The following is a 17536-nucleotide window of genomic DNA, read 5'->3' as shown; positions in this document are numbered from 1 at the left end:
TATAATGAGTGTATTAAACTGCAACGGTGATGATGAGGATGAAAATAAAAATAGTAGTAGTTGCCCCTTACCCGGGGCTCGTAGAGCTGACAACTAGCTTGCGGGAAGAGCTGAAGGAATTCGAAATCAAGGTGCTGCAGGGCGATTTGTCCGAAGTGCTGCCGCTTATGAACCGCATCCATCTGGACGGTTATGATATTATCATTAGCCGGGGCGGAACGGCTCGACTGCTGCGCAAGCATTCGTATTTGCCCGTCATTGACATTCAGGTGTCCGGCTTTGATATTATGCGGATTTTGATGGTTGTGAAGGGCTATCAGGCGAAGATCAAGATGATCGGATTTCCTAATATTATAGAGGGCTTTATTTCGGTATCCGGTTTAATGGAGGTTGATATACCCTATGCCTCGGTTCAGCAGGAGAGCGAGGTGGACGAGGCGCTGCAGCTTGCGAAGGCTGAGGGCGTCAAAGTCATAGTAGGCGATAACATTACGGTGCGCAAAGCCAATGAGCATGGCATGCAGGGGGTGCTCATTACGTCTGGGCGCGAGTCGGTGCTTGAAGCGTTCGCTCAGGCGAAGCAAATTTATAAAGTATCGGAAAGCTACAAGCAGAAGAAGCTCGCTTTCGAGCGGCTGCTGGACACGATGGATACCGGCTATGCCATTGTGAATGGCAAGGGCATTATCCAATTTTCCAATGAAGCTTTTAATGCGTGGTTCCATTTGCCTGAAAATCAAACCGGGCTGTACGCCGATTATCCCGTATTCAGCCGTTATATGGCTGATTTGGACAAGGGCGTTGCTTTGGAGGTGCTCGTGCAGCTGGATGGGCAGCGCCAGGTCGCAGTATCTGGCGGCAAAATGAATGATGCGGCTGGCGACGGCATGTTTTATTTGAAGGTTCGCCCAGTAGACCAGCCGGGCTCTGGCATTACGATGATGTACACAAGCAAGCAGGATGACTCCTTTCCGCCGCTCGTAATGACCGATCATGAGTTTGCCGGACAGTCGCCTTCCGAGCGCGCTTATCCGCTGGCTGTGTTTGGCGAGACGGGAGCAGGCAAGCGGCTGTTTGCCATTAAGCGCTGGAGCTCCATGCCGCAAAGCGGCAGTGAAATGATTGAACTGTCCATCACAAAGCGTTATGATGCAGCAGCGCTCGCTGCATTAACGAAGCTGCTGTCAACGGACAATGAGGAGCTTATTATTTATATTCGCGGCGTTGACCAGCTGTCGCTCGCTGATCAGCGCGAGCTGGCACCTGTGCTTGCCGCAGCGCCAGGCAAAATCATTTTATCGTTTGACCGCAGTCCGCTAGAGCTGAAAAGCAGCAATGCGCTTGACGGCAAGCTCTGTGACACGTTTGCCGGGCGAATCGTCAGCATGCCTCCATTGCGGGAGCGGCTGGATGATCTGGACGAATACATCCGCACGTTCCTCATTATGTACAACGAGCGTTATGGCAAGCAAATTGTCGGCCTGCGCCCGGAAGTAATGGAGGCGCTGCGCACACATGAGTGGCGCGGCAACTTGTTCGAGCTGCGCAACGTTATTGATCAATTTGTCAGAAGCTCCGACGGCGAATATGTGGAAGCGGAGCGAGTGGAGCTGCTGAAGCAGGCGGGCTCCGGCTTAGGTGCCGGGGGGCATGAAGGCTCCGAGCATTCTTCCGATGCAGGCGGGCTTGATCTGAGCAAGACGCTTGATGAGATTGAATATGATATTATTCGCACAGTACTGGAGCAGGAGGATATGAACCAATCTGCTGCTGCCAAGCGTCTGGGCATTAACCGCTCGACGCTGTGGCGCAAAATGAAGCCTTCCGGCTCATAAACGGCTGAAGTGAAGACTTCGGCTCAGCGTGGGTATATGGATATATCATGTAAGTTGCGTGCAAGCAAGAAGAAGCCTTTCCCTGCCATAGGGTTAACGGTAGAGAAAGGCTTCTTCCTTATGCGAGCAGCAACGCTATTTATAATACAAATACGTCATTGCTTAATTTTTTAATGCGTCACACCACTTAGTAGGAAGCCGCTAGCCTATTCGCTAGCTGTCTTTCTTATGAATAACTAAGCGATATAAGGCTGAACAACAGCTTTCACCCGCTCCAGCCCCTCCCACATATCTCCCGGCCCATCATAGACGAGCACGTATGCGCCATCAAAACCGGAAGCTTGTACCTGATCAAGGCAGCGGCGAAGCTCGTCCTGATCGGGATATCCATGCTCATTATTTATCGCTTTCACATGAATGGATACGCTGCGCACAGCTGTGCGGCCAATATCCTCATATTTGGCTGGTCCGCTGAAATTTCCGAAATCCGTAATGAGATCAAGCGAATCCCCTGCCTGTTCCAGCAGCTCCATACAGCTGTCTCCGACACTCGTCAGCAATTTAAAGTTTTCGGTTACGATCTTCACCCCGCGCGCGGCGCCGTAGTCCACCAGCTTGATTAAAGCTTCGGCAGACTGGCGAATGGCTGCGTGATCGGTTGGCTCTGCTTCGCCGGCGATAATGCGGACCTGCTTGGCCCCGCAAGCTGCCGCTACTTCGATCCATTGCTGCATGAGCTGATAGTCAGCTTCCCGGCGTGCCGCCTCGGGTGAGGTGAGATCGCCATAATCGACGAGCAGTGTGTCAAAGGATAGACATGCAGCCGAAAAAGAATCTCTTAGCTGCTGCAAATAAGCGGCTTCCGTAGATGGGAAATGGAAATGGCATACTTCGATGGCTTTATAGCCCTTAGCTGCTGCGACAGCTGGCAGCTCCAGCAGTGTCAGCTCCAAGGGCTGCTCATGATCAGTCGTTTGGTGGGTTTGCGTTTCGGCATCCCAGGACGTCCAATGAAGCGGGCCAAGCAGTCTATGCAGGCTCCAGCTGTTCAGCGATAAATATGACATACAACATCCCGCCTTATCTTTTCATGTGGATTAGGAGCTGCGAGGAAATTAGCGGTACTTTATTTCGTCGCAGTCTCTTACATTATAAGGTTATTGTACCATGCGCAAAATTTGCCGCAAGAGACTTTCCTTTTTTCGCAAAGTCTTGCTGTGGGCTGAAAGGAGCTAGGACAATGGGGTCCAAATGCAAGAGGTGGCGAGAATAATGTCGAAACCGATCGAATGAGGGCTGAATGAAGACTGAATGCGGACAAAACCCGTTTTTGAATATAAGAGCCGAGTCCCTTGCTGCTGCTTCCTATTTAAGAGATGATTTTAGGAAAAGCACGGTTTCCATTTTGCTTGCTGCTGGCTAAGCCATTTGGGAGCAAGGGGGCCGGGCGAGGAATGGAGTGAACGACCACCCAATGAAAACATTTAAAATTAAATCCGTTATGCTTCTTGGCCTTATGCTTTGCATGCTGCTGCCTCATGCGGCCTCGGCGCAGGGCGATTCCAGTTCCAATAAAGCGATTGTTGCAAAGCCGCTTCCCGTCAGCCTGGCCTTTGATGGGCAGAAGCTCGAATTGCCAAACGGTCAATACGTATTTGAATATCAAAGCCGGACTTATGTACCGGTTAGATTCGTCTCTTATGCGCTTCAAAAGACGGTGAAATGGAATAGCGAGACGGCGACGGTAACGGTAGCTGAGCCAACGGCGGAAGAAGCGGCGGCATTGAAAAAGCAGCTTGCTGGCGCGATTGCGGATGATGCGGCTGCGGCTGCGGCTGCGGCTGCGGCGACTGCTTCACCCGTATCAATTAGACTGACAGAGGTGCAGGCTTCTTTCGTGTTTGAAGGAAAGGAACAGGCTTTGCCTGCGAATCAGTCTGCTTTTTATTCCAAAGGGTCGATTTATGTGCCGATCCGCTTTATGGCGGAAGCATCCGGAGCTGCGATTAAATGGGATAGCAAGACAGGCGCTGTAACTGGCGAAACCGCCGCTTATCAGCAGGAGCAGGCTGAAGCAGGCGGCAGTGGGAGCGGCGGCGGCTCGGCGGGCAGCGGCGGCACGCAGCCTGGTACCGGGGAAGGCAGTCAGCCTGGTACCGGAGGAAGCAGCCAGCCTGGCACAGGCGGCGGAGCAGTCGACAATACGCCGAAGGTGGCGTATGAGGTTATTACAAGCGAGGCGGAGGGCAAGCTTGATACGCTCAAAACCGAAGCGACCTCGACGCTGACGAATTTGTATATGTCGTTTGTGGCAGCGCGAGATGAAGCAACGAAGGAGCAGCTAAAGCTGCAGGCCCAGACGGAGGTTGCCCGGATCAAAAGCGATTTCGAAGCGATATTAGCGGATACGGCAGCCAAGCTGACGGCTAACGGCCACAGCACAGCCGTTATTGCGGAGTACCGCACCGCATTTGAGAAGGATTTGGCGACTGTGCTTTCCTATGCTGAATCGTTGGCGTAATGCCCTGAATGCCATAAGAAGCTCCTTCTAAAGCGGGCAGGTCGCTTTGAGCGATGTATAGCCAGTCGATGAAAGGTCCCCGATCCAAAGTCGGGGGCTTTTCGTTTATTTTTTAACAGGTAATGCGTGAGCAAGTTGTAGGTCGGAATGAAAATTTGATACAATTAGGATCAATTATGAAACGTTTTGTTTCGAAAGAGCGGAATGAAGGGATAGGAGCTGATCAAGGTGGAAACTAGGAGCAATCGTTATATAATAGGAATATGGCTTGTTATTTTGGCAGCTTGGATTTTGTTCGTGTTTCATCTCTCCTCGCAGTCCTTTGACCAGCAGACGATTAGGCCAAAGCTGCAAGCATGGATCGGGAAGGAGCAGCTGATTCGGCTGTTGCCTGATTTGTCGATCACGTATTTAGGCAAGACGATTGAGGCCAAAACGAATCCGTATCATTTTGTCGAATTTATTTTTCGCAAGAGCGCCCATCTGTTCGTTTATGCTATGCTAGGAGCAATCTGGTTTATGCTGCTGCGCGTCGTCATGAAGGGACGTCTGCTTGCGCCAGCGATGCTGTCGCTGTTAGCGGCGGTAACCTTGGCAGCGCTCGATGAGCGAAACCAATTAACCAGCCTGAACCGGACGGGCAATCGTATGGATGTGGTCGTTGATTTTACAGGAGCGTGTATCGGAATTGCGGTGTGCCTGCTTCTGCTGGCAATGGTAAAGCTGTTATATAGAAAAGGAAGGTCGCGTTAAATTGAAATATAGGAAAGGATAGGATCTTCCATCCTTTCACTATATTTCTCGGACTGAAACGCGCTGCGCCGCCAGAGGACGGCGACAGCCGTTTCACCTTGAAATATAGGAAAGGACATGATTTCGCCATCCTTTCACTATATTTCTCGGACTGAGACGTGCTGCGCCGCCAGAGAACGGCGACAGCCGTTTCACCTTGAAAGCGCCGCCGTTCATCAGGCATGGACAATCCTTCTTCGCAGCCCCTGTCAGACATCATTTAGAACGGAGTGACTTGTGTCTGTGAATAGCGCAAATTTAACGCTGCATACGGATAAATATCAAATCAACATGATGTATGCGCACTGGAAAAATGGAACGGCAGATACGCCAGCGGTATTCGAGGCGTATTTCCGCAAGCTGCCTTTTGGCAATGGATATGCTGTATTTGCGGGACTTGAACGCATTGTAAAATATATAGAAGAGCTATGCTTCGGAGAAGAGGAGCTTGCGTATTTGGCTGAGCAGGAGGAACAGTACGAGCCCGCTTTTCTCGAACGGCTGCGGGCGTTCCGCTTCAAGGGCAGCATGTATGCGATGGAGGAAGGCACGGTCGTCTTTGCGGGTGTGCCGCTCATTCGCGTGGAGGGCACCATATTTGAATCGCAGCTTATTGAGACGGCGCTGCTGAACTTCATGAATTACCAGACGCTGATTGCGACGAAAGCGTCGCGTATTGTGCAGGTTGCGGACGGCGATACGCTGCTGGAGTTCGGGACAAGACGGGCGCAAGAGGCGGATGCTGCCGTATGGGGCGCGCGTGCCGCTTATATTGCCGGCTTCCACGCTTCATCCAATATGCGGGCGGGGATGCTGTTCGGCATCCCGGCTAAAGGAACGCATGCCCACTCTTGGGTGCAGGGACATGATACCGAGGAAGAAGCTTTCATGAAATATGCCGAGGCGCTGCCGGATCAAGTGACGCTGCTCGTCGATACGTACGACACGCTGGAAAGCGGCGTGCCGAATGCGATTAAGACGGCTCGCTGGCTGGAGAGCCAAGGCAAGCAGCTCAGCGCGATTCGCCTCGACAGCGGCGATCTCGCGCTATTGTCCAAGGAGGCGCGCAAGCAGCTGGATGCTGCGGGGCTGCCGCATGTGAAGATCGTCGCATCGAATGATCTCGATGAGACGCTGATCTTTAACCTCAAGGCGCAAGGGGCGCGCATTGATATATGGGGCGTGGGCACGCAGCTGATTACCGCTGCGGACCAGCCTTCGCTGGGCGGCGTGTACAAGCTGACCGCGCGCTGGAAGGACGGGCATTACGTGCCCGTCATCAAGCTGTCTGCGAATCCCGAGAAGGTGACGACGCCGGGCCGCAAGGATGTGTTCCGTATCCGCAACCTGAATACGGGACTGGCGCGGGCTGATTATATTGCTTTATGCGGCGAGGAAGAGAAGCCGGACGGCAGCAGGCTTAAGCTATTTGATCCGCTGCACCCGTATATATACAAATACGTGAACAATTACGAAGCGGTCCCGCTGCTCAAATGTATTTTCGACAAGGGCAGTCTCGTTTATGAGCTGCCGTCCCTTTCGCAGGTTCGGCAGTTCCATCAGGAGCAGCTAAGCAGCTTCCTTCCGGAAGTGAAGCGCAAGCTGAATCCGGAATTTTATCCGATTCATCTAAGCGAGAAAACGTGGCAGATGAAGATGGACCTGATTCAGCAGCATCAAGAGTAGCTGCGGGATTAGCTGGGTAATGAGAATAGAACAGAGCAGCAGAAAGAAGGTTGTTACGATGCTGATGAATGAGAAAATCAAAGCTTCTGAGGTGGAGCTCACGGGCTTGAACGGCGAGCCGCTTGGTGTCGTCTCCCGCGCAGAAGCGCTTGCGCTTGCGAAGCAGCACAAGGCAGATCTCGTATGCCTGTCCATTATGAGCAGTCCGCCGCCCTGCAAGCTGATGGGGCGCGGTACAGCGAAGCAGGAGGCTAGCCAGGCCAAACGGCAGGAGAAGGCACAAGGCCAGCCAGCGAAGGTAAAGGAGCTGCGTCTCGGCATTGATATCGAGCAGCATGATTACGACACCAAGCAGCGCCAGGCTGCGAAGCTGCTGGAGTCGGGCCATGCGGTGCAGCTCGTCGTGCGCGTTCAAGGAGGCAAGCAGGGGGCTGCTGGCAAGACGCTGCTGGAGCGCCTGCTCGCCGATTTGGCAGAGCAAGGCAAGCCGCAGACCGGCATTCAAGTAAGCGGCAAGCAGGTAATGGTACAGGTCAATCCGTCGTGAATAGGCGCATCATTGCCGGGTTAGCATATTTTGGGATGCTCGAAGCATAAAAATCGGTTATAGTAAATAAACAGAGGTAAATACTAACGCTGAGGTGATTCTAATGCCATTAAAAACACGCATTCAAGAGCTTAAAGCTCAACTTCCGAAGGAACATCAGGAATTATCCCATTATGTAGAGCATGCCCTGCAGGCGTTGGAAAACTTTGAATCGGAGCATCGCCGCTTCGCTGCCACACAGGCAGTAGCCGGAGTGAGAATTTCGGGCGCGGAGGAAATTGTCTTTTACGACACGATTGCCAAGATCAAGGAAGAGCTTGTGAACACCCTGCACAAGACAGTGGAGGACTATGTTCACAAAGGCGATAAAAATTGGAACAAAAACTTTAAAGACGGCATCGACTAGGACGCCAAGCTAAATAAACCAATTATAAAAAAAAGCAAGCCTGCCTTGACCCGCGAAAATAACACTTCGTCGGTTGGGGCAGGCTTGTTAAATTTTTAGGCTGCAAAGGCAGACCCGTCGTTTAATTGGAAACGTCCGGCTCTTTGATGGGTTCTTTGTCTTTAGCCTTCTTGCGGTCAAAGCGGAATACTTTGTTCATGCCGTTGTAGATGAGCTTGGATTCCTTGGTGAGCAATGGCCCCAAAATCGCAAGCAGCAGAACATACAAGGCAGCAAATGGCTGAAGCAGTTCCATTAATCCTCCGGCTTTGCCGAGATTCGCCATAATAATCGAAAACTCGCCGCGCGAGACGATCGTCAGACCGATATTCGCGGACGCTTTAGGCGAAAGCCCTGCGCTTTTCCCCGCCAGCATGCCTGCAAGCACGTTGCCGAACAGCGTAATAGCAACAGCACCTAGCGATAGCCATACTGCGCCTCCAAGCGCCGTCGGATCAATCGTCAGACCGAAGCTGAAGAAGAAAATCGCCCCGAAGAAATCGCGGAAAGGTAAAATCAGATGCTCGATCCGCTTCATATGAGCGGTTTCAGCTAGCACTAGCCCAACTAGAAGGGCGCCGATTGCCTCAGCGACGTGAATCGTTTCGGAGAAGCCTGCGACGAGGAATAAAGCCCCGAAGATCAGCAGAAGAAACAATTCGTTCGAGCGGATGTTTAATATTTTGTTCAACAGAGGAACAGCCTTGCGTCCAACTACGAGTACAAGGAGCATAAATCCAAGCGCATAGGCTGCGGAGAGGAGTACGCCGCCAAGCGAGCTGGAGCCGCTCAGTACAAGACCGGAGAGGATGGAAATATACACAGCGAGGAAAACATCCTCGAACATAATAATGCCGAGTATCATCTCGGTTTCCCGATTCGCGGTTCGTTTCAGGTCTACGAGCACCTTTGCAACGATGGCGCTTGAAGAAATCGTTGTAATACCGGCCATAATGAGCGTTTCCTCAAGCGGGAAGCCTAAGGAGAAGCCATAGACAAGTCCAAGCGTGAAATTGATAATAATATAAATCGTACCGCCGACGGCGATGTTTTTTCCCGATTTCATCAGGCGTCCGACCGAAAATTCCAGACCGAGATAAAAGAGCAGGAACAGCACGCCTAATCGGCCGAGAAATTCAATGAAGGGGGCGCTTTCGATAAAGCGGAAGTCGAAAACGCCGAATTTAGGAGCATGCGGCCCCACAGCCATCCCGATCAAAATATAAAACGGAATGACTGAAAATTTTACTTTATTTGCTATTAAGCCGACTAGGGCAATCAAAGTGACGGCGAGACCAATCTCCAGCACCAGATGATCCATAATTAACGGCTCCCATTCACGAGCAACTGCTTAAGCGTCTTAAGATGCGGGCGTTCACCTGCAACTATCAGTGTAGAGTCGGCTTTGAAAATATAATCCGGACCCGGATTAATATGCTTGCCGTCCTTATCGATCGCGGCGATAATCGTCGTCCCCGTCCGCTTGCGGATATCCGAATCACCGATCGTTTTGCCTACGCAGCTTGCTCCGGCTTCGACTTTATACCACTCAATGGTCAAATCGTCGAGCGCGACTTCAATCGTCTCAAGCGCCTTCGGCGTATAGGTCATTCCTCCAATAATGGCAGCAACCTGACGGGCCTCCTCGTCGTCCATGGAAACCATGGAAATGCTGTCATCTGGATCATCGTATTCAAAATGGTACATTTCTCTTCTTCCGTCATCATGGATGACGACAACAAGCTTGTCGCCGCCTCTCGTCTCCATTTGATACTTACGTCCAATGCCTGGTAAATCCGATTCTCTAATATTCATATTCGCCAGCTCCTATATCGTGAGTTTGTGTGGGTATCGTGATAGGACGGATACGTATAATGCTGGCTATAGATTATATAAAGCTTCCGGTGAATTTAACAGGCATCAAAAATAAATCCTTTATTTGCTGCGGTATAAAGGCACGGCGAATGGATAGTGGAATCAGCCGCTGCTTTCGGCATGCGAGTATTCCTAAAATAATGGTGACGCCTATAAGCGTCATCTGGAAAAGCTGCTTCAAAATACCGGATTGATATCGGATCGCGACACCATGATGGTCGCCTGCTGCAATCGTCAGTTGGTCGGAGGGAGATTTCAGCTCAGGCAAGTCCTCCGCCTGATAAGCAAATAGTATGGCTGTACACAGCAATGCTAGTATGATCAGGCCTTTCACTAACCGGCTTTGCCTTGCTTGCTGCTGCAAAACGTTGTTGTTCATCTATTCACCCCCTGTCTCTTATTACTATTATAAATGATTGTAGGCCGAATGTCACAAGGCTGCTGCGAAAGGTATTGACGTTGTCCCAAGTGTTGGATACACTGGGGGAATTAAATGAAATAAGCATTTTTTCCAGCTGGAAGGAGATTGAATGATGAGTGAAGCGAACAAGGCGATTTCGCCGTTAGTTGAAGCATTGGGCTTACAACCGCATGTAGAGGGCGGTTGGTATAAAGAATTGTGGAAGGCTTCCTTCCAAATTCCGCAGGAGCTGCTTGGTGAGGCTTATTCCGGACCACGTGCCGCAGCGTCCTCGATTTATTTTTTATTGCATCCGCATGAGATGTCGGATTGGCATAAAGTACTATCTGATGAGCTGTGGATTTGGCATTCTGGCGGCCCAATTACCCTTTCCCTGGGCGGCACTGCAGACGACCCAACGCTTAGAAAGGAAATTATTGTAGGCGGCGATGTGCTGAATGGCCAGCAGCCGCAAGCGGTAGTTCCAGCAGGCGAGTGGCAAATGTCGCAGCCGCTTGGCGACGAGCCATCGCTGTTCTCCTGTATTGTTTCCCCGGGCTTCCATTATGATGATTTCCAATTAATTAAACGTTAATCCAAACATTCAAACGATTTTATAAAAAAATCCGCCTCATGCAGGCGGATTTTTTTGGTCTTTATGCCGCATGCCGTGCATCGAGCGTCAGAGCTTGCTTGCTTACGCCTCTGCACGCGTATCTTCTGATGCTTGCTGCTCCCTATGCCAGCGGATGAACAACTCGGCTAGGCCAGGGTCCCACTGGGTTCCCTTGCCTTCTTCCAAAATGGTGAGCGCCTTGCATACAGTCATGCCCTTGCGGTAGGGGCGATCGGAGGTCATCGCATCGAAGGCGTCAGCGATGGCAATGACTTTGCCGAGCAGCGGAATATTTTCGCCTGCGAGCCCGTCGGGATAGCCTTTGCCGTCAAAACGCTCATGATGGGAGCGCACGCCCGGAAGCAGATGCTCCATCGCATCAGCCGGCTCAATGCGCCGTAAAATATTTTCACCCAAAATCGGATGCTGTTTGATTTGATCGAATTCCTCGTCAGTCAGCTTGCCGTCCTTCAGCAGCACGGCGTCACGAACACCGATTTTGCCAATATCATGGAGCAGCGCCGACTTGCGAATCGTATCCAGAACGGAATCGTCCCAGCCAGCGAGCTGCCCGATGAGCACAGCGTATTCAGCTACGCGCTCGGAATGCCCGGCGGTGTAGAGGTCGCGAGCCTCAAGCGCCGCAGCTAGAGTAATGAAATAGCTTTGCAGCAGCTGGGCGTTGCGCTTCTCGCGCTCCTTCAGCCCATCGACCATATGGTTGAATCCGGCCACAAGCTTGGAAAACTCATCCGAATAAATATCCTCGGCCTTATGGTCGAGCTTGCCTTCCTGAACGCTGACCAACGCCTGCTGGAGCGTCTCGATGGGCGATTGAATATCCTTGGAAAGCAGCGATGCGCTAAGCCAGGAAAATAAAATGCCAATAATAAGAATGAGGACGGCCCATTGCCAATAGGCGGCAGAAGCGGAGCTGGTACTGGCGTACCCCTCTATGCGAATTTGCGTCGCCAGGCTGAACATAAGCATCGGCAGCGTTCCGATAATAAAAGCGCTGAGCAGAAACTTGCGCCTGATCGTCACCAGCACTTGCCCCTCCAGCGTCAAATCAGCGTTAAACCGTTTAATATGCATCGCGCGTATATGCGTAATGAGCGGAGGTATCGCCCTGGTCGTCAGAAAAAACTCAAGCATGGCATGCATCGCCGCAATCAGCACCGCACAAGCTGCGCCTATCGCAATATAGTAATAAGGAAATACGATCCATTGCAGCTTTATACTTATATAAGTGAGACTGCCAACGGGAATTGCCAAACCTAGAAAATGGGGACCTGCGATCCGTTTAACCGATAAAAGCGGAAAGTTATGTACTTGCAAATAGGCCTCTCGAAGCTGGGCAGAAGTAGCTTCTATGTAAAAAATATTGCGTATAGGCCTAATATGCCGTTTGAAAGCCAGCCATTCGCAGCTGAACATGATGATCAGCGAAACGACGAGCAGCAGCGCCAGCCGAATAATTTCAATACTGGATAGCTGCAAGGTTGAAAAGATGAGGATGCTTCCTACCCCAAGGACAGCGACAGCCCCGCCAAACAGATAATTACGGATAAGCTGAACAATAAATTTTTTGAAAATAATCACATCGAGCCGTTCATCGCTTATCATTTGTTTCATAGACAGGCTCCTCACTTCGTGTGGAAAATGAGATTTCTGAAGACAACCTCTTCTAAAGGTTATCACACTTGCCGAAGACCGCAATAGAAAATTGAAGACCGGCATTTTCATCGTAGACAGGATAATTAAACTGCTATATGATGAACGAATCGTAAGGGGATCGGAACGTCTCATACTTAGATTGTAGACATAAAGGAGATAGAAAAATGCGCGAGGCGCTATGGTCAAAAAATTTCATTTTATTAATGGGCTCTAATCTGCTGCTGTTTATGGCGCTTGAGATGCTGCTGCCGACACTTCCCGTGTTTGCCGCGGAGCAGGGAGGCAGCCAAACACAAATTGGTTTGATTATGGGCTTATTTACGTTTACGGCCGTCATTTCCCGGCTTGGAACGGGTTACGGCATTAAGCGGCTGGGCCAGAAGAAGCTGCTGCTTCTTGGAGTAGCCATCAGTCTTATCGCGCTTACCGGCTATTATTTAGCTGCGACCCTTGCCGTACTGCTTGTGCTGCGCGTCGTGCACGGCGTCGGCTTCGGCATTGCAACGACGCTGTTCGGCACAGCGGCCTCCGATTTAGTGCCAGCCTCTCGAAGAGGAGAAGGCATGGGCTTTTTTGCGACAGGGAATTCGATCTCATTCGCTTTAGGACCCTTTTTTGGCATTTGGATTATGACGGAATATGGGTTTAAGGCATTGTTTCTAATTGGGGCAGTTGTTATGCTGCTTAGCTTGATCAGCACCTGCTTTGTCCGCTTTCCGCGTGTGGAGAAGAAGGCGCCAGCCGCAGCCGCTCCTGTGGCGGAAACGGGAAGCTGGATGGACAGCGTCGTGGAGCGCAAGGCGTTTATGCCTTCGCTGCTTGGCCTGCTTATCGGCATTCCTTTCGGCACGGTGCTCAGCTTTATCGCTTTGTTTGGCAAAGAGCAGGGCTTGGGCAGTGTCGGCATTTTCTTCCTTGTCGTGGCAATCAGCGAGTTTCTGATCCGCTTTATTAGCGGCCCGTTGTTTGATCGCAAAGGGCGCATGTGGGTGCTGCTGCCTGCTGCTATTCTATGCATTATTGCTAGCGTCATGCTTTATTTTACGCATTCTACCGCGATGCTGCTGCTGTCGGGGTTGTTTTATGGCTTTGGCTTTGGCGCCCTGTTCCCAGCGCTGCAGGCTTGGGTTATCGATCTTGTAGAGCCAGAGCGCAGAGGCGTAGCGACGGCCACCTATTACAATGCTTTTGACATCGGCATCGGAAGCGGTTCAATATTGCTGGGAGCTGTAGCCGCTGTGACCAACTATTCGACGATGTATTTACTGTCCGGCGGATTTTTCGTCCTGTACATTGTGCTGTATGTAGGCTTTGAACGCAGGCTGCGCAGCAAGGCCAGCAGCAAGTCTAGCAGCAAGTCCATACAAGCTTAGCCGGGACATGTCAGAGATATAAGAGAAACAGCCCTTCACCATTCTGAAAATGGCGAAGGGCTGTTTTGCTGCTATGCCGGAATTTTGAGCTGCTGTCCGATGTAAATGCGGTCGGGATTTTTAATTTGGTTTACGTCGCGAATCGCCTGCCACGTCGTATTATAGCGCTTCGCAATCGACCAGAGCGTATCGCCTTTTTTCACCGTGTAGTTGGCATAGTCGGCAGCCTTCGCAGGCTCCGCCTGATTGGTGCCTGCCGGAGACGACGGGCCGGGCTGGATAACTTCCGGCTTAGGCTTCGTGCTGGAAGACGGGGAGGGCGAAGCGGAGCTAGGCGTTGCTCCCTCTGTTATACGTCCCTCAACAGCTGGTTTTGCCGCTGTTCCAAGCTCCCGCAAATAGCTCGTGAGCGCTTCGTCCAGTGCGCCAAACATGCCGGCCTGCGGATAGCTGGCGAACATCGTATATTCATCGCCGCCGGCTGCTATAAAATCATTCGTCGCGAGCGAATATAATTTTTTTGCATCGAGCGGAGCGCCGCCTACCGTTACGGAATGGACGCGCGAGCCTTTTGCCTTGGCGGTATCGATCTTGAAGGCGATGCCGGATACTTGCGGAAAAGCGCCCTTCGGATTCGGGTAATCCGAAACGCCATTTTCCAAAGCGGCTTTTATATCGGCGCCTGTGACGTTAAGCGTCACGATTTGATTGCCGAAGGGCAGCACCGTAATGATCTCGCCCAGCGTAATGATTCCTTCATCTATTGAAGCGCGGATACCGCCGCCATTCGTTAGGGCGATGTCGGCCTTCGTGATAGAACGCAGGCTGTCGGCAATCAAATTGCCAAGATTCGTTTCTCCCGCGCGAACCTGCTCGCGCTCGCCATCAAGCCTTACAGCGGTTTCGCCAACCTCGGTTGAGAGAATTTCCTGCTGCTCAGCGACGATGGAATCGACCAGCTCGGCAATTTTTTGATCAGGAGCAATTGCCGCAGCAGCTTTGTAATCAATCAGCTTGGCTTCTTTGCTGACTACTTTGCCTTGATCGATCCACAAATCGACGACGCCAATGTATTTGGTATATTCACCGGCGCTTGCAATAAGGGTGCCATGTCCGGCTTCAAGCCCTTTTTTCAGCACCGTATGGCTGTGCCCATCAATAAAAACATCAATGCCGGAAACTTCCTTGGCAATGCCAATGCTCGTATCGGCGCTCGACTCATCCTGTCCGATATGGCCGAGTGCCACGATGACGTCAACCTGGTCCTTCAGCTCGGCGACGATCGCTTTCGCCTCTTCGGCTGGATCGGTGAACACAAGCCCGTCGACATTTTTCGGATGCGTCTTGTAGGCGGTTTCGGGTGTGGTCAGGCCAAAGATACCGATTTTTACGCCGTCCACCTCTTTAATGACATAAGGATGAAACAGCGGCGAATCGTCTTTCTTTACTCTAATGTTGGCGCTCAGAAGCGGATATTCCATTTGGGGTTCTAGCTCGACGAGGCGGTTGTAGCCATAATTAAATTCATGATTTCCGGGGACTGCCGCATCGTAGCCCATTGCGTTCATGACGCGTACGACGCTTTCGCCTTCTACAAGCGTAGCGAAGGTAGTGCCGTGAATGGCATCGCCGCCATCCAGCAGGAGCGTGTTCGGATTGCTGGCCCTGTAGCTGTCGATAATACCGGCCAGCCGTGCAAAGCCGAGCTCGCCGTTGCTTTCGGCTTCGACCGCCCGGGCATGCATATCGTTCGTATGCAGAAGCGTAATATGCTTGCCGGCCTTCTCTGGGGTGGATGCAGCCGCCGAGACGCTTGCAGCGCCTAGAAGCAGGGCCGCGGCCAAAAGAATGGATGTGAACCACTTAAACTTGTTCAACATAGCAGGTGATACCTCCCATCAGAATGTCGTTTATGGTCGCGCCTTATACGTATTCCACATGTTGACATGAAAATCCTGTCCAAAAGCTGTAGTTGTTGTTTTGCTTTTTTCCTTATATAATGAAACTGAAATATTGCTTACAATTATTTGAACATATTCTCAAGATAGATAAATGTGGAAGAGCGACTCACCAAAGGAGATGCCCGATGGAGGAACTCAGCGACAAAAAGATGAAAATGATTGAAGCAGCGCGCATGTACTATGAGCTTGACTACAATCAGCAGGAAATAGCCAAGAAGCTCGGCGTGTCACGTCCAACGGTTTCGCGTTTTTTGCAGCAGGCGAAGGTTGACGGTATCGTACAGATCAAGATTATGGACCCGGCAGCAGACAATGCGGACCGCGAACGGCAATTGCAGGAGCGCTTCGGCTTGAAACGCGCAATTGTAGCCACGGTACCTAAGTATGAGGATGCGATGGCCAAGCGGGTAATAGGAGAAGCTGCTGCTGCATTTCTCAATGAAACGGTGCAGGATGGCGATACGATTGCCGTAACCTGGGGCACGACTTTGTATGAAGTAGCGACCCGTCTGCCGAACAAGCATGCGAAGAAGGTCAAGGTGGTGCAGCTCAACGGAGGTGTCAGCCATTCCGAGACCGATACGTATGCCCACGAGATCGCGCAGCTGTTCGCTAAAGCTTATCAAACGTCGCCTTATTTGATTCCGCTTCCAGCTATTGTTGACCATGCGGTTGTGAAGCATGCGATTGAAGCGGATCGTCATATACGCAAAATTCTTGATATGGGCAAAAAAGCGAATATCGCTGTTGTTACCGTAGGAGCGCCAACCGAGGATTCGGTGCTGATGCGGGCGAATTATTTTTCCGATGAGGATTTGGGCATTATTTTCTCGCGCGGCGTAGGGGATATTTGCTCAAGATTCATAGATATCAACGGGCAGTTGGTCAGCGAGGAGCTGGACTTGCGCACGATTGGCATTGATTTGGGGGAGCTGAAGCGCAAGGAATGGTCCGTGCTGGTAGCTGGCGGCCCAAGCAAGGTCGAAGCGGTGTATGGTGCGCTTGCTGGCCAATATGCTAATACGTTGATTACCGATCACATTACGGCGAAGCATTTGCTGGATTACAAGCCGGAGGCGTGAACAAGGCGGGCTAGAGAGACGATAGGTGGAGGGATTTATTAATGAGCAGTACGAATGCAGCGAATGTAGCTGGAGTTATTGATCACACAATGCTAAAGGCCGACGCGACAAAAGAGGAAATCATTCAGCTTTGTGCCGAAGCGAAAACGTATCATTTTGCCACCGTTTGCGTGAATGCAGGCTGGGTCGCGCTTGCGGCTGCTCAGCTGGCTGGCTCTGGCGTAGGCATTACGACGGTAGCGGGCTTCCCGCTTGGCGCAACGACTTCAAAGGCGAAGGCAGCGGAAGCGGAAGACGCGATTGCCTGCGGAGCAACGGAGGTGGACATGGTGCTGAACATTGGGCTGCTGAAATCGGGCGACGAAGCAGGCGTGAAGCGCGATGTTGAAGCGGTTGTGGCTGCTTGCAAGGGCAGGGCAATCGTAAAGGTCATTTTGGAAACAGGCTTGCTTACGGATGCGGAAAAGGTGCGGGCTTGCGTAATTTGCAAGGAGGCTGGCGCCGATTTTGTCAAAACGTCGACCGGCTTCGGCAAAGGCGGCGCAACGGAGGAAGATATTGCGCTAATGCGCCGTACAGTTGGGCCAGACATGGGTGTTAAAGCTTCCGGTGGAGTACGAGATTTGGAAACCGCGCTCAAAATGCTGGCTGCTGGCGCCACCCGCATTGGTGCAAGCGCAAGCGTCGCCATCGCGAACGGCGGCAAAGGCGAAGGATATTAGGTGA

Annotated in this window: 16 protein-coding genes; 10 read left to right on the top strand and 6 right to left on the bottom strand. The window is 51.6% G+C overall.

The genetic code is table 11. The annotated features are described in order from the left end of the window. Nucleotides 1–38: 38 nt before the first annotated feature. Nucleotides 39–1835, top strand: coding sequence for a sigma-54-dependent transcriptional regulator (locus BBD42_RS06375; RefSeq protein ID WP_172455417.1), 1797 nt, complete (start codon nucleotides 39–41; stop codon nucleotides 1833–1835). Nucleotides 1836–2071: 236 nt separating this feature from the next. Here the strand turns inward: BBD42_RS06375 and BBD42_RS06370 are convergent, their stop codons facing one another. Beyond that, on the bottom strand, nucleotides 2072–2902 hold the full coding sequence (locus tag BBD42_RS06370; protein WP_099517484.1) for a sugar phosphate isomerase/epimerase family protein: 831 nt from the start codon (nucleotides 2900–2902) through the stop codon (nucleotides 2072–2074). 407 nt (nucleotides 2903–3309) lie between these two features. Here BBD42_RS06370 and BBD42_RS06365 point away from each other — a divergent pair, with 407 nt between their 5' ends. From BBD42_RS06365 to BBD42_RS06345, 5 genes are all read left to right on the top strand, one after another. Continuing rightward, nucleotides 3310–4356: a copper amine oxidase N-terminal domain-containing protein gene (locus BBD42_RS06365; protein ID WP_099517483.1), complete on the top strand. Its 1047-nt coding sequence runs from the start codon at nucleotides 3310–3312 to the stop codon at nucleotides 4354–4356. A 228-nt stretch (nucleotides 4357–4584) separates the two neighbouring features. Continuing rightward, on the top strand, nucleotides 4585–5109 hold the full coding sequence (locus BBD42_RS06360; RefSeq protein ID WP_172455416.1) for a VanZ family protein: 525 nt from the start codon (nucleotides 4585–4587) through the stop codon (nucleotides 5107–5109). A gap of 282 nt (nucleotides 5110–5391) precedes the next feature. Beyond that, nucleotides 5392–6834: a nicotinate phosphoribosyltransferase gene (locus tag BBD42_RS06355; protein ID WP_099517481.1), complete on the top strand. Its 1443-nt coding sequence runs from the start codon at nucleotides 5392–5394 to the stop codon at nucleotides 6832–6834. A gap of 19 nt (nucleotides 6835–6853) precedes the next feature. Beyond that, nucleotides 6854–7381, top strand: a complete 528-nt coding sequence (gene infC / locus BBD42_RS06350; protein WP_237163398.1) for a translation initiation factor IF-3 — start codon at nucleotides 6854–6856, stop codon at nucleotides 7379–7381. Nucleotides 7382–7484: 103 nt separating this feature from the next. Beyond that, the gene (locus BBD42_RS06345) at nucleotides 7485–7787 is read left to right on the top strand and encodes a hypothetical protein (RefSeq protein ID WP_099517479.1); all 303 of its coding nucleotides are present in this window, start codon (nucleotides 7485–7487) and stop codon (nucleotides 7785–7787) included. A 121-nt stretch (nucleotides 7788–7908) separates the two neighbouring features. Here BBD42_RS06345 and BBD42_RS06340 read toward each other — a convergent pair whose 3' ends face one another. From BBD42_RS06340 to BBD42_RS06330, 3 genes are all read right to left on the bottom strand, one after another. Next, nucleotides 7909–9147 (bottom strand): cation:proton antiporter, encoded by a 1239-nt coding sequence (locus BBD42_RS06340; RefSeq protein ID WP_099517478.1) that lies wholly within the window; start codon nucleotides 9145–9147, stop codon nucleotides 7909–7911. Between the two features lie 2 nt (nucleotides 9148–9149). Further along, a complete protein-coding gene (locus BBD42_RS06335; RefSeq protein ID WP_056031871.1) occupies nucleotides 9150–9641 on the bottom strand; it encodes a cation:proton antiporter regulatory subunit in 492 nt (163 codons plus the stop codon). Between the two features lie 73 nt (nucleotides 9642–9714). Beyond that, nucleotides 9715–10080 (bottom strand): hypothetical protein, encoded by a 366-nt coding sequence (locus tag BBD42_RS06330; RefSeq protein ID WP_099517477.1) that lies wholly within the window; start codon nucleotides 10078–10080, stop codon nucleotides 9715–9717. Between the two features lie 151 nt (nucleotides 10081–10231). Between BBD42_RS06330 and BBD42_RS06325 the strand changes: the two genes are divergently transcribed. Then, a complete protein-coding gene (locus tag BBD42_RS06325) occupies nucleotides 10232–10696 on the top strand; it encodes a cupin domain-containing protein (RefSeq protein WP_099517476.1) in 465 nt (154 codons plus the stop codon). Between the two features lie 102 nt (nucleotides 10697–10798). On the opposite strand, the gene BBD42_RS06320 is transcribed toward BBD42_RS06325, so the two are convergent. Beyond that, nucleotides 10799–12352, bottom strand: coding sequence for an HD-GYP domain-containing protein (locus BBD42_RS06320; protein ID WP_237163397.1), 1554 nt, complete (start codon nucleotides 12350–12352; stop codon nucleotides 10799–10801). A 206-nt stretch (nucleotides 12353–12558) separates the two neighbouring features. On the opposite strand from BBD42_RS06320, the gene BBD42_RS06315 reads away from it, so the two are divergent. Further along, on the top strand, nucleotides 12559–13767 hold the full coding sequence (locus BBD42_RS06315) for an MFS transporter (protein ID WP_099517475.1): 1209 nt from the start codon (nucleotides 12559–12561) through the stop codon (nucleotides 13765–13767). Between the two features lie 71 nt (nucleotides 13768–13838). On the opposite strand, the gene BBD42_RS06310 is transcribed toward BBD42_RS06315, so the two are convergent. Continuing rightward, nucleotides 13839–15644, bottom strand: coding sequence for a 5'-nucleotidase C-terminal domain-containing protein (locus BBD42_RS06310; protein ID WP_099521493.1), 1806 nt, complete (start codon nucleotides 15642–15644; stop codon nucleotides 13839–13841). Between the two features lie 209 nt (nucleotides 15645–15853). On the opposite strand from BBD42_RS06310, the gene BBD42_RS06305 reads away from it, so the two are divergent. Both BBD42_RS06305 and deoC read left to right on the top strand, forming a co-directional pair. Continuing rightward, nucleotides 15854–16810, top strand: coding sequence for a DNA-binding transcriptional repressor DeoR (locus BBD42_RS06305; protein ID WP_056031859.1), 957 nt, complete (start codon nucleotides 15854–15856; stop codon nucleotides 16808–16810). Nucleotides 16811–16851: 41 nt separating this feature from the next. Next, nucleotides 16852–17532, top strand: coding sequence for a deoxyribose-phosphate aldolase (gene deoC / locus BBD42_RS06300; protein ID WP_099517474.1), 681 nt, complete (start codon nucleotides 16852–16854; stop codon nucleotides 17530–17532). Nucleotides 17533–17536 lie beyond the last annotated feature (4 nt).

The sequence above is a fragment of the Paenibacillus sp. BIHB 4019 genome, from assembly GCF_002741035.1.
Lineage (GTDB): Bacteria > Bacillota > Bacilli > Paenibacillales > Paenibacillaceae > Pristimantibacillus.
The sequence above is the reverse complement of the archived record's forward strand: the minus strand, read 5'-3'. Positions and strand labels throughout refer to the sequence as shown.

Coding starts and splice junctions, on each gene's coding strand:
- BBD42_RS06330 (WP_099517477.1), bottom strand. CDS start 10,080: ATGAACAACAACGTTTTGCAGCAGCAAGCAAGGCAAAGCCGGTTAGTG.
- BBD42_RS06325 (WP_099517476.1), top strand. CDS start 10,232: ATGATGAGTGAAGCGAACAAGGCGATTTCGCCGTTAGTTGAAGCATTG.
- BBD42_RS06345 (WP_099517479.1), top strand. CDS start 7,485: ATGCCATTAAAAACACGCATTCAAGAGCTTAAAGCTCAACTTCCGAAG.
- BBD42_RS06375 (WP_172455417.1), top strand. CDS start 39: ATGAAAATAAAAATAGTAGTAGTTGCCCCTTACCCGGGGCTCGTAGAG.
- BBD42_RS06320 (WP_237163397.1), bottom strand. CDS start 12,352: ATGAAACAAATGATAAGCGATGAACGGCTCGATGTGATTATTTTCAAA.
- infC (WP_237163398.1), top strand. CDS start 6,854: ATGAGAATAGAACAGAGCAGCAGAAAGAAGGTTGTTACGATGCTGATG.
- BBD42_RS06365 (WP_099517483.1), top strand. CDS start 3,310: ATGAAAACATTTAAAATTAAATCCGTTATGCTTCTTGGCCTTATGCTT.
- BBD42_RS06315 (WP_099517475.1), top strand. CDS start 12,559: ATGCGCGAGGCGCTATGGTCAAAAAATTTCATTTTATTAATGGGCTCT.
- BBD42_RS06340 (WP_099517478.1), bottom strand. CDS start 9,147: ATGGATCATCTGGTGCTGGAGATTGGTCTCGCCGTCACTTTGATTGCC.
- deoC (WP_099517474.1), top strand. CDS start 16,852: ATGAGCAGTACGAATGCAGCGAATGTAGCTGGAGTTATTGATCACACA.
- BBD42_RS06305 (WP_056031859.1), top strand. CDS start 15,854: ATGGAGGAACTCAGCGACAAAAAGATGAAAATGATTGAAGCAGCGCGC.
- BBD42_RS06370 (WP_099517484.1), bottom strand. CDS start 2,902: ATGTCATATTTATCGCTGAACAGCTGGAGCCTGCATAGACTGCTTGGC.
- BBD42_RS06335 (WP_056031871.1), bottom strand. CDS start 9,641: ATGAATATTAGAGAATCGGATTTACCAGGCATTGGACGTAAGTATCAA.